Origin of the sequence: Actinoallomurus iriomotensis, from assembly GCF_030269445.1 — a bacterium.
In the GTDB taxonomy this organism is placed as follows: domain Bacteria; phylum Actinomycetota; class Actinomycetes; order Streptosporangiales; family Streptosporangiaceae; genus Actinoallomurus; species Actinoallomurus iriomotensis.
This window is the reverse complement of sequence record NZ_BSTJ01000009.1, coordinates 66,485-79,506: the sequence shown is the minus strand read 5'-3', so window position 1 is coordinate 79,506 and position 13,022 is coordinate 66,485. Positions and strand designations below refer to the sequence as shown.

The window sequence follows — 13,022 nt, the reverse complement described above, 5'->3', positions numbered from 1 at the left end:
CCCGGCGCGGGGTGAAGCGCCCCCACCGGCCGGAGCCGGATGTCCCCTGTGCTTGGGTTACGGGGTGATCGTCACCGATGTCCTGATCCTGCTCGGCGTGGGGATCGTCGCCGGAGTCGTCAGCACGGTGGTCAGCCTCGCGTCGATCGTCTCCTATCCGGCGCTGCTGGCCCTGGGCATCCCGCCGCTCAGCGCGAACGTGACGAACACCGTGGCCCTGCTCTTCACCGCGGTCGGGGCCGCGGCCGGTTCGCAGCGGGAACTGGCCGGGCAGTCCGGCCGGGTGGTGCGCATCGGTGCGTTGACCGGGCTCGGCGGCGCCACCGGGGCGGCGCTGCTGCTGCTCACCCCGGCCGGCTCCTTCGAGTACGTGGCGCCGATCCTGGTCGCCGGCGCCTCGCTCGTGCTGCTCGCGCAGCGGCGCCTCATCGCCGCGGCGGCCGGCATGGGCGGCGAGCACAGCACACCGCTGCGGTTCGCGGTGTTCGCCGTGGCGATCTACTCCGGCTACTTCGGCGCGGCCGGCGGCATCCTGATGCTCGCGGTGCTCGGCGCGATGCTCGAGCTCCCGCTGATCCGGGTCAACGCGGTCAAGAACGTCGTGGCCGGGCTGAGCAACGGGGTCGCCGCGCTGGGGTTCGCCGCCTTCGGACCGGTGCGGTGGGCCGCGGTGCTGCCACTGGCGGCCGGCTTCCTGGCCGGCGGCTGGCTCGGGCCCGCCCTCGTACGCCGCCTTCCGGGCGAGGCGCTGCGGGTCGTCGTGGTGGTCTGCGGCCTGGCGGTGGCGGTCAAGCTGGGCTACGACGCCTATCGCTGATCAGGCGCCGCGGGCGTGCGGTGGGGCGACCTGCCGCCAGGACCGGACGAGGTCGAGGAGCTCGCCGGCCACGCGTGGCGCGACGGCGATCGTGGCCGCCGAGGTGGACGTGTGGTCGGAGCCGTCCAGGTCGATCACGACGGCGCCGGCCTCACGGGCGATGACGACACCGGCCGCGGTGTCCCAGGGGTTGTTCGACAGCGCGACGCACGCGTCGAGCTTGCCCTCGGCGACCCACGCGAGGTCGATGGCGGCCGAGCCGAGCATGCGCACGCGCTGGACGCGGCCCGCCAGCCGCTCGGTGAGCGCGAGACGCAGGACGTTCTTCTCCTCCGCGCCCACGCCGACGGCGTAGTCGCCGATGGCCACGATCGCCTCACGGAGACCGCCCGTACGGCTCGCGGAGATCCGCCGGTCGCCCTCGTGGGCGCCGCCGTGCTCCACCGCCCAGTAGCGCGCGCCGAGGAACGGCAGGTCGATCACGCCCAGCACCGGGCGGTCACCGCGCAGCAGACCCAGGGAGACCCCGGTCAGCGGCATGCCGTGCACGAAGTTGGCGGTGCCGTCGATCGGGTCGAGCGCCCACAGCAGATCGCCGTCGTGGCGTCCGGTGACTCCCTCCTCCTCGCCGAGGACGGCCACGTCGGGCGTACGGCGCCGCAGGTGGGCCCGGACGGCGCGTTCGACCGTGAAGTCGAGTTCGCTCGCCATGTCGCGGTCGCCCTTGGCGGTGAGCGTGCCGGGCCGCCGGGACCTGATGAGGTCGCCGGCGAGGGCGACCGCCTCCAGCGCGACGGGGACCAGCGCACCCGGGGACGCCGTCATACCGGCCGACTCCGTTCCCATAACTCCGTATAAATCCGCGCAAAAGTGTTGTAAAGACCCGGCTGCTCGGCAGATCGGCGCAGCAGGAGGGTCGGTGAGTCGACGCCGCGGGCCTGCGGCAGGTAGGGCTGCACGACGCACGTGGTGTCGTCGACCAGGACGATGCCGAACCGTACGGTCTCGTCGTAGACGGCGATGGACAGCCGGTCGCGCGCGGTGTCCGGCAGGCGGGCGCGCAGCCGGGAGAGCACCTCGATGTTGAGCCGGGTGAGCATGATCAGGTGATGGTCGGTGTAGCCCTCTTCGCGCTCGCGCGCCCGGATGGCGTCCCCGTCGGGGTCGAGGAAGAGACAGCGCAGCGTGGTGCCCTTCTCGATGAGGCCATGCAGGCGCTGGTCGGGGTACTGCTGGCAGATCAGGTTGAGCGACAGGCCGACGGCCCTGATGTCGGCGGCGGTGTCGAACAGGTCGTACGGCGGGACCGCGCCGGTGAAGTCGGCGCGGGTGGGGAAGACGGCCACGACGTCGGCCATCGGCCCGTCGGACCGGCGGGCGTCCGCGGGCGCCGGCGGGGTCAGGACGTCGTCGGGGCACGGCCCGAACAGCTGGTCGGCCGTCCAGCCGGGGAACATGTGCTCGAGCACCCGGCAGTGGTCGGTGTAGGGGAGGCGTTTCAGCTCGCCGGAGGTCCAGCGGTGCAGCTGCGCCCGGCTCGGTGCCGTGCCCACGAGGTCACGGTCGACCCGGCGCGCGGCGTCGTCGTAGGCGGCGCGGAAGAGCCCATAGCGATGCCACTGCCGCTGCCGCAGCAGGATTTGGAGCAGGATCGGCCGACCTGACACCGTCCGCCCCTTTCTCGTCGTGTCCGGGCACAGGATAACGGCATTCCGTTACCTAGGGAGACGAAGTAGAGACGGAGAGTAGACATTGACGTCGAAGACGCCTCCGCGACACGCTCGCCACGCGACGCCCGGCGGCGCGATGCTGGTGGCCCGGCGAGCGCACGGGGGCGATCAGCATCGAGCACAGCGACGAACTCCGGCTGCTCGCGGCACTGTGCCGGGAGCTGGCGCTTCTGGGGCTCGACGTGGGCATGAGCGACGCCAAACCGGCGGTGTCGGTGCGCCGGAGCCGCCGGAATCCCCGCCTGTGGATCTCGATCGACGTGCGGGACGGCTCCTTCGCGTGGTGCCGGCGCGACGGCGGCCGGCACGCGGTGGACGACCCGGCGGGGGCGGCGCGGCGGATCGCGACCGACGTCCGGCGTTCTTCGACAGACGGCGGTGAAAGAACGGAACCGTTGTGACTCCCGAGGTGTCGAAGGAAGATCCGGCCGAGCGCCCCGTACGGCCGGCCTCACCCCGACAGCGAGGAGTCGATTTCAGTGCGCATCTCACGCATGCGGATCACCGTGGTCAGCGCCGTCACCGCCGCCCTGGCGCTTTCCGCGACCGCGTGCGGCGGCAGCGAGCAGAAGAACTCCGCCTGCGACAAGCTCCAGCAGACCATCGCGAACGTCACCAAGACGGGCATGACCCAGGTCGGCGACCCGAACGCCCTTTCCGGGACGTACGCCAACGGCGCCAAACAGATGCGCGAGCAGGGCAAGGACTCCGGCGACGACGACGTCGAGAAGGCGGCCAACGAGGCCGCGTCCGCGATGGACAGCCTCGGTCGGCAGATGAAGACGCTGGGCAGCGGAGGAACGCCGCAGATGCCCGACGCGACGCCGCTGAACACCGCCGGCCGCCACCTCAAGACGGCCTGCGACGGCTGACCGGCTCACCCGACGGGGGTCCGGCGCCGTGGGCGCCGGGCCCTTATTCTTCCTGCTCGGCCAGGAACCGCTCGAACTCGGCCGCGATCTCTTCGGCGTCCGGCATCCGCGCGTCCGGACCGGCCATCGGGAGGCTGTTGCCGCTCGCCGCCGCGACGGCGTCGAACCTCGCCTCCAGGCCGCGGACCGCCTCGGCGATCTCCTCGGAGGCGGCGACCTGGTCGTCGATCTGCTTCCTGGCCCGCACGGCGGCCTCCTCCAGCTCGCCTGTGCGGAAGGCCAGACCGGTGGCGGCGGTGACGCCGTTCAGCAGGGCGATCGCGGCGGCCGGGTACTCCGCCTGCGAGAGGTAGTGCGGCACGTGGGCGGTGAAGCCGATCGCGTCGTGTCCGGCCTCGTCGAGCCGGTACTCGATCAGCGCGCCGGCACTGCCCGGCACCTCGACCCGCGAGATCCACGACGTGCTCTCGCCGAGCAGGTCGGGCCGGTTGCCATGCGGCGTCAGCCCGGTCTCCCGGGTGTGCGGCACCGCCATCGGGATGCCGTGCACGCCGACCGACAGGCTCACGTCGAGCCGCCGGACCAGCTCGACCACGGCCGCGGCGAACGCCTCCCACGACCGGTCGGGCTCGGGGCCGGACAGCACGAGGAACGGCACGCCGACCGCGTCCTCGCAGACACGCAGGCTCAGTTCGGGCGCCTTGTAGTCCACCCAGTGATTCGTGTCGAAGACCATCGGCGGTCGCCGGGAGCGGTAGTCCAGCAACGAGTCGATGTCGAAGGTGGCCACGGTCCGGGGATTCATCGAGCTCAGCAGGTGGTCGGTCGCGAGACGGCCCGCGGCGCCCGCGTCCATGAAACCGTCCAGGAAGTAGAGCAGCACCGGCCGTTCCAGCTCGGGAATCTCCTCGTCCAGCGTGTACAGCCGTGTCTGGTCTGTCACGAGTCCTCCCTAGCCCGGTTATGCCAGTACGAACGCCTGACGACCAAGGCGAATTCCACTGACGCTCAGAGCGTCTTCACCAGAACGTCGAAGACCGGCGCGCCGGGCAGCGGGTTGCGCTTCTGACCGACCTTCTCCCAGCCCCACTTGAGGACGGCGGCCTGCGCGGCCGTGGCGGCGGGCAGCACGGTCGCGGTGGCCCGTTCTTCCGTGCGGCCGCCGAGCAGACGGTCGTGGATGGCCTCGGCCAGGTGCAGTCGCCGCCACCGCTCACCGACCATGAGCTCGGTCAGCGCCCAGGTGCGGCCGGGCGGCTCGTCGGTGATCTCGGGCGGGATGGGAGTGATGAGGTTCTGCCACCACGGGATCGCGGGTGACAGGGAGAGGCCGTAGCCGAGCCCGATGAGGGTGCCCGTGGTCCTGGCCTCCACCAGCGCGAAGCCCGGCTGCTGCCGGTGGGTCTCGAAACGCCGTTGGAAAAGCTCGGCGTACTCCGGCCCCCAGGAGTACGGCTGCCCGGCGAAGCTCTCGGCGTACAGGTCGCGGTACTCGTCAATGCGCCGTGCGGCCTCGTCGCCGTCGGCGTCGTGCAGTTCAATGGCGATGCTCGCCAGCGGTCTCTCCTCCTCGATATGGACCCTCACCGGTCCCGTCCCGGGCGAAACGCTCGTACCGGCTTGTACTCAGGATCCAACGAGCCGCAGCCGACGAGGACGCTGGGGGACATCGTCGCCTAATTCTCCTCTCCATGCTCGCGGCTTCGCACGCCTTGACGGACCTCGCCCCGTCCCGGCCGGGCTGATCACCCGCAGCCGCCTCCCATCTGCGCTATCGGGTAGAGCGCTGAAATGGGCACGTAACGGATAAGGGGGCAAGCCGAGCCTCAGGTAAGAGCGGGCGTACGAGCCAGCGGGCCGCGCAACCGACTGGCTGAGCGGGTTTCGCAGCAGAGGGGGGCTGGACCCACCCGCCGCTTCGCCCTCTTACGGCTCCCGGGTCATGCCCGGTGAGACTCAGGGGGTGCCGGGGCCGGCGGTCTGGCCGCTGATGTTCGGCCAGTTCTTCCACCGCAGCGGATACTTCACGTAGATCCGCGGCACGTGGATGAACAGCTTGGCGGCCTCCTGCTGGAGCGTGGGCGGCTTGGTCCACCCGTCGCCGTCGCCCTCGAGGTAGGAGTCGGTGACGTTGCTCGCGTACGTGTAGGCGTTCGAGGCCGCCATGCGGGTCGTCAGGCCGCCGAGCGCTCCCGTGACGCCCGGCCGGCGCAGGAAGTACCTGCCGAACACCTGCCGGTACCTCGACGTGGGGTTCAGCCCGGGCAGGGCGTCGGCGACGCCGTCGTAGGCCATGTTGCCGACGAACCCGTCGGCGAGCTGAACGGCGTTCGCCCGGACCGACAGAGGGTCGTAGCCGGCCACCTTCGTGAGCGTGTCGCGGTCGACACCGGCGGCCAGGCTGGTGCCGTAGATGCCGAGTTGGAGGGCCTGCTGCCCGCCCGCGTACGCGACACTGTCGGCCAGGGCGTAGATCACCCGCTTGACGAGCAGCTGGACGAGACTGTTGCGGATCCTGCCGTACCAGCGGGCCTGCCCGATCAGCGTCAGCAGCCGGGCCTCCAGAACGCCGGTCAGCCAGCCGTAGCAGATGGTGAAGACGATGTTGGCGTACAGCTGGATCGCCAGCACCCACAGCGCCGCGCGTATCTCGTCGTTGACCTTGGCGAACTGCTCGAGCGAATCGGCGACCCTTCGGGCGTACGCCGAGACGTCGGCCGGATAGGCGGACGGAGCGACCGCTCCGGTGGCCGCCGACCCGCCCCAGTACCGCTCGAACGCGGCGGGCCCGTCACCGTCGTTGTGGCTCTTGACCTGGCCGACGACCTTCTCCATCGCCGTGCCGCTCCGGTCGACGGCGTCCGCGATGTCCCGGTAGTAGCCGGCCATCGTCCGGGCGCCGTCGCTGTCCGCCTTGGGCAGCTGTACACCCGCGACCCAGAGCAGGACCTGCTCCGGCGTCACGAGCCGAACCGGGGCACGCTCGCCAGGTCGACCGCCGGCAGGGCCGCGATGCCGTTCCAGTCCGCCGCGCGGACGTCACCGCTCATGAGGGCGAGGTTGACGCCGACCGTCCCGTACGCGCCGCACAGGGCGCCGGAGTACTCGGCGAGGTGCCGGCGCGCCCTGGCGAACCCCTGCCGGGCCTCCCGACCCGCGTCGTCGTCGCCGTAGACGTCGCCCAGGTCGTCGATCTTCCCGAAGAGGTAGTTGATCGCAGACGCGAGGTCACCGTCCTCATCCACGAACCTTCGCGACGCGTCTTCGAGTTCGGCGTGATCGATGTGCATCGGCTCTCCGTTCGGGTGTCGGGGGTCACATGCGCAGGTCGTGCCGGATGTCGCGTAGCGCGGCGAGCACGTCGTCGAGGTCCTGCCCACCGAGGTCGACACCGGCCATGGCCTGCGCGTTCGCGGCCGCCAGCTCGGCGATGAGGGGGCGCATCACCTCGTCGGCCCGCGCCCGTACGTCCCGTAGGCCCTGCTCGGCGGCGCCGAGGATCGCCTCGGCGAGCGCCTCGGACCCCAGCCGCATCGCCCGGGGGTCGATCCGCAGTCCCGTGAGCGCGCCGAACCGATCGACCTCGACCGTCACCCGCTCGGCGGCGGCCCGCCCCACGCCGCGCAGTTCGCTCATGCGCGCCTGCGCCTCCCGCAGGGCGGCGTTCCGCCGGGTGATCGTCGTGACCAGGTCCTCGATCCGGGACTCACCTCCCGTCGTGTCGTCCATGCGCCCTCCTGTGATCACTGGCCGCACGCTATTCACGGTCCGTTCCCCGAGAGGAACCGACGCGTTAAGTTCCCGTTACGGCCCTTCGTGTGCCGAGACGGCGGTGACCAGGAGATATTCGGACGACGTACGCCCCCACCCGCTGTTACCTTGCGGTCATCATGGAAACTCTGGAAGAGAAGGACATCCGCGCCTCCTTCGTCAACTGCTCCAAGAGCGAGACGAAGCGCATCAACCTGCCCAAGCCGCTGTCCGATCAGCCCTGGGCCGACCTGGACTTCCTGGGCTGGCGCGACCCCGGTGCGCCCGACCGCGGGTACATCGTGGTCGAGCACGGCGGCCGGCTGGTCGGCGTCACCCTGCGTGCACCGCAGGGGGTGCACCGAAGCTTCACCAAGACCACCGTGTGCTCGTTCTGTGTCACCGCCCACCCGGGCACGGGCGTGTGCCTGCTGGCCGCGCCCCGGGCCGGTGCGGCCGGGCGGCAGGGCAACACGGTCGGCGCCTACATGTGCGCCGACCTGGCCTGCTCGCTGTACGTCCGCGGCAAGAAGGACACGGGCCTCGGCGCGCGGTACGAGGAGGACCTTTCCCTGGAGGCCAAGGTCGCCCGCACCATGGGCAACCTCGCCTCGTTCGTCGACCGGGTGCTCGGCTCCTGAGCTCTCGCTCGCCGGCCTCGGAGAACTCCGTAATGCGTGCTCTCCCCGGCCAATCATCGCCGCGCTGACTTATCACAAGAAGCGGCGCGTTTCCCGCCATTCCTGTTAGTCTCGAAGCGTTTTTTCGGTCGTGACTAATCGGGCGCTCATGCCCCCTCGTACGAGGAGAATGGTGCTGTTCATGGATGTCACTCGCAGTCGTCCCCGGGGACGGGGTGTCACGTCGGAATCGGGCGATACGGCATGGCCGGGCGGGCCGGCCGCCGCTGATTCCCCCCACACCGGGCGCGGGTCTTCCAAGGACGAGAGTGTGACGGTCACGATCGGCACCGACGGCCTCGTCGACGCCGTGGCGATCAATCCGCGAGCGCTGCGAAAGGGCGCGCAGGCGATCGAGGAACTGACCCGGGAGGCGGTACGCGAGGCGCAGCGCGACTGGTTCGGCCGCCTCGCCGCGCAGGACCCGGCGCCGGCCTCGAAAGAGCGGCTGCGCGCCAGGCTGGAAGAGATCCAGGCGGAGTACTCCCTTCGCATGGAGGAGATCAATCGCCTGATGGCCGGCCTGCTGAGCACCCGATAAGTCGACCGCCCCGGCGAGAGAGGTCGGTATTCACATGCCGAAGTACGACCAGAAGTCATTGACGGACGCGGCGGAGAACATAAGCTACGCGACCAACGAGGCGCAGGCGCAATATCACGAGGCGGGCGGGAGCCAATACGGTTCGTGGCCTGCATCGACGACCCTGCCCCCACACGAGACCATGTCGTTGCTGATGATGAAGAACCCGGACACGATGGAGTACCAGACCCTCGACGACTTCAAGCCGGAGTCGTGGGAGGTCTTCCTGACGAAGGACTTCTTCACCACTTTCCAGACGGTGTACGACTCATCCCAGAAGGCCGTGCGCGCCACCGTCCAGCAGGCAGGCTATGGGGGCTACGGCCTGGACCGGATGGCGTGGAGCGCCAAGCACGTCGAGGACGACAATGTCACCGCCGTCTTCAAGACGTTGGACAAGACCCAGAATCGAGACGGCTGATGGCGGACGAGATCACCCTGCCGGGTGACCTGGCGGGCCTGGTGAAGCGCTGGACCTCGGACGGCACGATGAAGTTCCGCTGGCCGACCGACGACGAGCGGAACTACAAGGTCAGCGGCGACCACTGGGGCGGTGAAGAGGTCGCGAATGAGCTGAACGGGCTCAACCCGGAACCGGCGATCAAGGCGGCGCTCCAGAACAACGAGGGACCCGCGATCGACGCGTTCGCGGATTACTGGCGCGATGTCCCCGTCCGCAACGTCCAGGACCTCACCATGTCGTTCAAGCGGGTGTCGGCGGCACTCCTCGCCATGAACGCGGCCCTCATCGCGTACAAGAACGCCGCGATCGAGAGCCTGTCGGATCTGAAGAAGGAACTCGACGACAACGAGAAATGGGCGTGGCTGCCCTGGTCCGACGACGGCGCGATCCACAAACGCGCGGTGGCGCTGATCGAAAATTTCGACCTGTACGACCAGCTCAATGTTGACCAATTCCACGGGACCATGGCCAACAGCGTGGCGATCATGAAGCAGGAGGCCAAGCTCTACGACGACATCGCCAAGCGCTTCACCTCGGACACGGAGAAGACGGGCGACAAGCTGAACGACGGGTAGCCTCCTCGGATGGGCATCGTTCCGCGCCTGTTCGCCGTCACCGTCGACTGCCCGGACCCGATGGGTCTCGCGCGGTTCTACCGGTCCTTTCTGGGCGGCGAACTGCACTCCACCAATGACGACTTCGTGGTGCTCGTCCGCGACGGCGAAGTACGCCTCGACTTCCAGCGGGTCGCGAACCCCGAAGCCGCCCCGTGGCCCGACCCGCGGGCGGCCCGCCGGCTGCACCTGGACTTCGCGGTCGACGACCTGGCCGAGGCCGAGGAGCGTCTCCTCGGCCTCGGCGCCGCTCTGGCCGACGTACAGCCGGGCGGCGAGAGGTTCCGGGTGCTGCTCGACCCGGCGGGACATCCGTTCTGCGTCGTCACCGCCTCAGCCGCGTCCGTCGGCTGACGCCAACGCCCTTGCGGCCGGCTTCGGCGGGCGTGCCGGTCAGCGCGTCGCGCCGGCGGGGTTCTCGTCGTCGCCGAGGTAGGCGCCGTACCCGTCGACCACCAGCGGGCCGGCGAAGATCAGCACCTCGTTGACCAGGCCGCCCTTCTGGTTGCGGTAGTTGATGACCAGGCAGTCGACACCGACATAGGTGCCCACGACCTCGAACCGCAGGTCGGGGATGCGCCGCAGGCCCTCCGACCAGTAGGCGCGCAGCGCCTCCTTGCCCCGGATGACCCCGTCGCCGCCGAGAAGCTGCGCCGCGACCGGCGAACGGAACGTCACGTCGTCCGCGAAGTGGGCCAGGAGGGCGTCCAGGTCATGCGCGTTCCACGCCGCCAGCCAGCCGTCCACGAACTTCCGCGCCTCGACAGGATCCATGACCGCGATTATGTCCGGTCCGCCGGTGTCACGCGGAACGGGCTTCGCTCACCAGAGCTCGGTGAGGACGCCGGACGCGACGACGATGACCGTGCCGATGACGATGAACACGGCCGGGACGATCCACTGCCCGTACCGCCTGACGACATCCACGATCTTCTTGTGGGAGCCGAGCCAGGAGCCGGCCAGGCACCACACGGCGACACCGACGGCGAAGACCACGACGGTCACGATGGTCGAGCCGGCGTCGATGCTCCGGAACACGGGGGTGTAGACGGAGACGTTGTCCGCGCCGTTGGCGATCGTCACCCAGGCCACCGGCATCAGCCCGGTGACGACGGGAGGTGCGCGTTCCTCTCCGCGGTTCCCGGCTCTGACGGTCATCACGAGGCCCCGGACGCCGAGGACGAACGGGACCAGGCCGAGCAGCCCACCCCAGTTGTCCGGAATGAACGTTAGCCCCAGCGCCGCCGCGAGCGAGACCAGCACCAGCACCGCGATTCCGAGGTACTGCCCGGCCCAGATCTGCCACGCCCTGGGTCCGCGACCGGCCCGTGAGGTCAGGAAGAAGACGGTGAGGACGATGATGTCGTCAACGTTGGTCCCCGCGAACATCCCCGCGGCGCGAGCGATGGTTCCCCCGATCCCTGCCATGGCCGGACCAATCTATCCGTCGGCGGCCCAGCGGAAGGTCAGCGTCTGCGCAGGTCAGCGTGCCGAATCAGCCGCGGTCGCGCGGCCCCTCAGCGCCGGGGGACGACGAGGACGGCGCGGAAGTCATAGCCGTCCTGTCCCGGTGACTCCCATTCGAGGCGGACACGCTGCCCGGCGTGCAGCTCGCGGTAGCCGTCCGCGGCGATGTGGCTGAAGTGCGCCCAGCAGCCGCCCGGGGTCTCGGCGGAGTCCAGCACGCCCCAACCGTCTTCGGCCCGCCATTCACGGACGACCGCGTCCGTCTCACCGGTGCGATGCTCAGCGGAGGCCACAGCCGCAGGATAGCCTCGCTTCGGCTCCCGTACGCGCGAGTCTCTTTGCCGCCCCGGTCGGCTGAGGGAGACTGGCGGTGTGATCGTCGAGAGACTGCGCCCCCGCGGCTACAACGACGTCCGGCAAGTGGGGCACTACTTCTGCAAGGGCGTACTGGTCGTGATGGACCTGACGGCCATGACGGACGAGGAGGCCCGGCAGCTCGTGGACTTCGCCGCAGGCCTCATCTGCGCCCGCGGCGGGGACATGCAGCGCCTCAGCCCCAAGGTGTTCATGCTGGTCCCCGCGGAGCCGGCCACGCCGAGCAGTACGACGGGCATCGTGAAGAAGCTGCGGCCGCGCGACTACAACGAGGTGTTGTACGTCGGGCACTACTTCCGCCAGGGCATTCCGGTCGTGATGGACCTGACGGCCATGACGGACGACGAGGGCAGGCAACTCGTGGACTTCGCCGCAGGCCTCATCTGCGCCCGCGGCGGAGACATGGAACGCCTCAGCCCCAAGGTCTTCATGCTGGTCCCCGCCGGTCTGGCCACCGGGGAGGGCGACACGGAGTCCGCCTGAAGGCTCGCTCAGTTCCAGGGCTCCGCGTTGGGGTCCTCGCCCAGAGCGAGGGCGGCCGCGCGGCACAGCTCCTCGCCGACGCGCTGGTTGCCGCCGTGATCGGAACCCCAGGCGTCGGCCGCGGCCCGCGCCACCTCACGCCAGGTCATCTCCTGGTCCACACGCCAGACCCGGATCTGCGCGACCTGCGTCGACGTCAGTTTCACCGGCCACCTGCCAGCACCACGTCGTCCATGACGATCGACGGTGTGGCCGCCTGGTCGGCGGAGTCGTAGTCTCGCCCGCGGTGATGGCGACGACGACTCCCAGGTCCGGCAGCACGTAGAGGCGCTGTCCGCCGTTCCCCATGCCACCGGCCCAGCGGACGCCCGTCGACGGGAACGTGCCCAGGTACCACTGATAGCCGTAGTCGAAGTCTTCCGCGATCCGCACGTGCGGGCGCAGCGCCGCGCGCAGCCAGGCGGCCGGGATGACGCGGCCGTCGTCGTCGAGCACCGCCTGGCCGATCCGGGCCAGGTCGCGAGGTGTCAGCCGCAGGCCCGATGCCGCGGACGCCACACCATCGGCGCCGGTCATCCACGCGAACGTGGATATCCCGAGCGGCCCGAAGAGCGCCTCACGCGCGAAGTCCGGCAGTGGCACACCCGTCCCCTTGACGACCAGCCGGCCGATGAGAGCCGAGGCGCCGCCGTTGTACCGCCAGCGCTTTCCCGGCTCCTTGACGATCGGCCGGTCGAGCGCGAACCGGTGCCGGTCCGGGGCCGACTCCATCGCGATCTCGCTGTTGGCCTCGCTGGTGTAGGGCACGTTCTCGTTCCACTCGAGGCCGAGGGTCATCGTCAGCGCGTGCTCGACGGTGATGGAGGCACGCCGGCCGTCCTCGGCGAGGTCGGCGTACTCGGGGAACCGGCTCAGCAGCGGCTCGGCCGGCTCTGGCACCAGGCCGTCGGCGAGGGCGATCCCGTACAGCAGAGCGACGATGCTCTTGGTGACCGAACGGATGTCGTGCAGCACGTCGGGCCCGAACGTGACCCGCCCCAGCGGTTCGTTCCACGAGAAGTCCTCGCCCGCCCCGTAGCGTTCGAGGACCGGGCGGCCGTCGCGCAGGACCACGAGACCGTGCAGCCCCGCCGCGCGACCGGCGGAGAGCACCTCGTCCAGACGATCGCCAAGGCCGGTCTCCACATCCGC

20 protein-coding genes are annotated in these 13,022 nt (G+C 70.0%); 8 read left to right on the top strand and 12 right to left on the bottom strand.

The window, feature by feature from the left end; translation table 11 throughout:
• The first annotated feature begins 64 nt into the window (after positions 1–64).
• Entirely contained in the window at positions 65–817 is a 753-nt protein-coding gene (locus tag QSK37_RS32660) for a sulfite exporter TauE/SafE family protein (protein ID WP_285577402.1), read from the top strand.
• On the opposite strand, the gene QSK37_RS32655 is transcribed toward QSK37_RS32660, so the two are convergent.
• Together QSK37_RS32655 and QSK37_RS32650 are read right to left on the bottom strand one after the other, a co-directional pair.
• Positions 818–1,642, bottom strand: coding sequence for an inositol monophosphatase family protein (locus tag QSK37_RS32655; protein ID WP_285629043.1), 825 nt, complete (start codon positions 1,640–1,642; stop codon positions 818–820).
• On the bottom strand, positions 1,639–2,484 hold the full coding sequence (locus tag QSK37_RS32650) for a DUF5919 domain-containing protein (RefSeq protein ID WP_285629041.1): 846 nt from the start codon (positions 2,482–2,484) through the stop codon (positions 1,639–1,641). Before QSK37_RS32650 ends, QSK37_RS32655 begins: the two co-directional genes overlap by 4 nt.
• A gap of 542 nt (positions 2,485–3,026) precedes the next feature.
• Between QSK37_RS32650 and QSK37_RS32645 the strand changes: the two genes are divergently transcribed.
• Positions 3,027–3,419: a hypothetical protein gene (locus tag QSK37_RS32645; RefSeq protein WP_285629039.1), complete on the top strand. Its 393-nt coding sequence runs from the start codon at positions 3,027–3,029 to the stop codon at positions 3,417–3,419.
• Positions 3,420–3,462: 43 nt separating this feature from the next.
• Here the strand turns inward: QSK37_RS32645 and QSK37_RS32640 are convergent, their stop codons facing one another.
• From QSK37_RS32640 to QSK37_RS32620, 5 genes are all read right to left on the bottom strand, one after another.
• Positions 3,463–4,362, bottom strand: coding sequence for a proteasome assembly chaperone family protein (locus QSK37_RS32640; protein ID WP_285629037.1), 900 nt, complete (start codon positions 4,360–4,362; stop codon positions 3,463–3,465).
• Between the two features lie 65 nt (positions 4,363–4,427).
• Positions 4,428–5,006, bottom strand: coding sequence for a GNAT family N-acetyltransferase (locus QSK37_RS32635; RefSeq protein ID WP_285629035.1), 579 nt, complete (start codon positions 5,004–5,006; stop codon positions 4,428–4,430).
• 369 nt (positions 5,007–5,375) lie between these two features.
• Positions 5,376–6,383, bottom strand: coding sequence for a hypothetical protein (locus tag QSK37_RS32630; protein WP_285629033.1), 1,008 nt, complete (start codon positions 6,381–6,383; stop codon positions 5,376–5,378).
• Positions 6,380–6,709, bottom strand: a complete 330-nt coding sequence (locus QSK37_RS32625; protein ID WP_285629031.1) for a hypothetical protein — start codon at positions 6,707–6,709, stop codon at positions 6,380–6,382. The genes QSK37_RS32630 and QSK37_RS32625 overlap by 4 nt, the downstream gene beginning before the upstream one ends.
• 25 nt (positions 6,710–6,734) lie before the next feature.
• A complete protein-coding gene (locus QSK37_RS32620) occupies positions 6,735–7,148 on the bottom strand; it encodes a YbaB/EbfC family nucleoid-associated protein (RefSeq protein ID WP_285629029.1) in 414 nt (137 codons plus the stop codon).
• Positions 7,149–7,309: 161 nt separating this feature from the next.
• Here QSK37_RS32620 and QSK37_RS32615 point away from each other — a divergent pair, with 161 nt between their 5' ends.
• From QSK37_RS32615 to QSK37_RS32595, 5 genes are all read left to right on the top strand, one after another.
• Positions 7,310–7,810 carry an FBP domain-containing protein gene (locus tag QSK37_RS32615; protein ID WP_285629027.1) on the top strand — a complete coding sequence of 167 codons (501 nt, stop codon included), beginning with the start codon at positions 7,310–7,312 and terminating at the stop codon, positions 7,808–7,810.
• Between the two features lie 148 nt (positions 7,811–7,958).
• Positions 7,959–8,390, top strand: coding sequence for a YbaB/EbfC family nucleoid-associated protein (locus tag QSK37_RS32610; RefSeq protein ID WP_349498007.1), 432 nt, complete (start codon positions 7,959–7,961; stop codon positions 8,388–8,390).
• 34 nt (positions 8,391–8,424) lie between these two features.
• A complete protein-coding gene (locus tag QSK37_RS32605) occupies positions 8,425–8,850 on the top strand; it encodes a hypothetical protein (protein WP_285629024.1) in 426 nt (141 codons plus the stop codon).
• Positions 8,850–9,467 carry a hypothetical protein gene (locus tag QSK37_RS32600; RefSeq protein ID WP_285629022.1) on the top strand — a complete coding sequence of 206 codons (618 nt, stop codon included), beginning with the start codon at positions 8,850–8,852 and terminating at the stop codon, positions 9,465–9,467. Before QSK37_RS32605 ends, QSK37_RS32600 begins: the two co-directional genes overlap by 1 nt.
• A gap of 9 nt (positions 9,468–9,476) precedes the next feature.
• Positions 9,477–9,860: a VOC family protein gene (locus QSK37_RS32595; RefSeq protein ID WP_285629020.1), complete on the top strand. Its 384-nt coding sequence runs from the start codon at positions 9,477–9,479 to the stop codon at positions 9,858–9,860.
• Between the two features lie 39 nt (positions 9,861–9,899).
• Here the strand turns inward: QSK37_RS32595 and QSK37_RS32590 are convergent, their stop codons facing one another.
• From QSK37_RS32590 to QSK37_RS32580, 3 genes are all read right to left on the bottom strand, one after another.
• On the bottom strand, positions 9,900–10,280 hold the full coding sequence (locus QSK37_RS32590) for a nuclear transport factor 2 family protein (protein WP_285629018.1): 381 nt from the start codon (positions 10,278–10,280) through the stop codon (positions 9,900–9,902).
• Positions 10,281–10,328: 48 nt separating this feature from the next.
• A complete protein-coding gene (locus tag QSK37_RS32585; protein ID WP_285629016.1) occupies positions 10,329–10,934 on the bottom strand; it encodes a cadmium resistance transporter in 606 nt (201 codons plus the stop codon).
• Positions 10,935–11,023: 89 nt separating this feature from the next.
• Positions 11,024–11,266 carry a S1 domain-containing protein gene (locus QSK37_RS32580; protein ID WP_285629012.1) on the bottom strand — a complete coding sequence of 81 codons (243 nt, stop codon included), beginning with the start codon at positions 11,264–11,266 and terminating at the stop codon, positions 11,024–11,026.
• A 79-nt stretch (positions 11,267–11,345) separates the two neighbouring features.
• On the opposite strand from QSK37_RS32580, the gene QSK37_RS32575 reads away from it, so the two are divergent.
• Entirely contained in the window at positions 11,346–11,831 is a 486-nt protein-coding gene (locus tag QSK37_RS32575) for a cell division protein SepF (RefSeq protein ID WP_285629010.1), read from the top strand.
• Positions 11,832–11,839: 8 nt separating this feature from the next.
• Here the strand turns inward: QSK37_RS32575 and QSK37_RS32570 are convergent, their stop codons facing one another.
• A complete protein-coding gene (locus QSK37_RS32570) occupies positions 11,840–11,980 on the bottom strand; it encodes a hypothetical protein (protein WP_285629008.1) in 141 nt (46 codons plus the stop codon).
• Positions 11,967–13,016: a serine hydrolase domain-containing protein gene (locus tag QSK37_RS32565; RefSeq protein WP_285629006.1), complete on the bottom strand. Its 1,050-nt coding sequence runs from the start codon at positions 13,014–13,016 to the stop codon at positions 11,967–11,969. The genes QSK37_RS32570 and QSK37_RS32565 overlap by 14 nt, the downstream gene beginning before the upstream one ends.
• Positions 13,017–13,022 lie beyond the last annotated feature (6 nt).

What these genes read in the sequence shown, in the direction of transcription:
- QSK37_RS32600 (WP_285629022.1), top strand. Translation starts at nt 8,850, where the DNA reads ATGGCGGACGAGATCACCCTGCCGGGTGACCTGGCGGGCCTGGTGAAG.
- QSK37_RS32570 (WP_285629008.1), bottom strand. Translation starts at nt 11,980, where the DNA reads ATGACCTGGCGTGAGGTGGCGCGGGCCGCGGCCGACGCCTGGGGTTCC.
- QSK37_RS32625 (WP_285629031.1), bottom strand. Translation starts at nt 6,709, where the DNA reads ATGCACATCGATCACGCCGAACTCGAAGACGCGTCGCGAAGGTTCGTG.
- QSK37_RS32605 (WP_285629024.1), top strand. Translation starts at nt 8,425, where the DNA reads ATGCCGAAGTACGACCAGAAGTCATTGACGGACGCGGCGGAGAACATA.
- QSK37_RS32655 (WP_285629043.1), bottom strand. Translation starts at nt 1,642, where the DNA reads ATGACGGCGTCCCCGGGTGCGCTGGTCCCCGTCGCGCTGGAGGCGGTC.
- QSK37_RS32610 (WP_349498007.1), top strand. Translation starts at nt 7,959, where the DNA reads ATGCCCCCTCGTACGAGGAGAATGGTGCTGTTCATGGATGTCACTCGC.
- QSK37_RS32615 (WP_285629027.1), top strand. Translation starts at nt 7,310, where the DNA reads ATGGAAACTCTGGAAGAGAAGGACATCCGCGCCTCCTTCGTCAACTGC.
- QSK37_RS32620 (WP_285629029.1), bottom strand. Translation starts at nt 7,148, where the DNA reads ATGGACGACACGACGGGAGGTGAGTCCCGGATCGAGGACCTGGTCACG.
- QSK37_RS32595 (WP_285629020.1), top strand. Translation starts at nt 9,477, where the DNA reads ATGGGCATCGTTCCGCGCCTGTTCGCCGTCACCGTCGACTGCCCGGAC.
- QSK37_RS32590 (WP_285629018.1), bottom strand. Translation starts at nt 10,280, where the DNA reads ATGGATCCTGTCGAGGCGCGGAAGTTCGTGGACGGCTGGCTGGCGGCG.
- QSK37_RS32585 (WP_285629016.1), bottom strand. Translation starts at nt 10,934, where the DNA reads ATGGCAGGGATCGGGGGAACCATCGCTCGCGCCGCGGGGATGTTCGCG.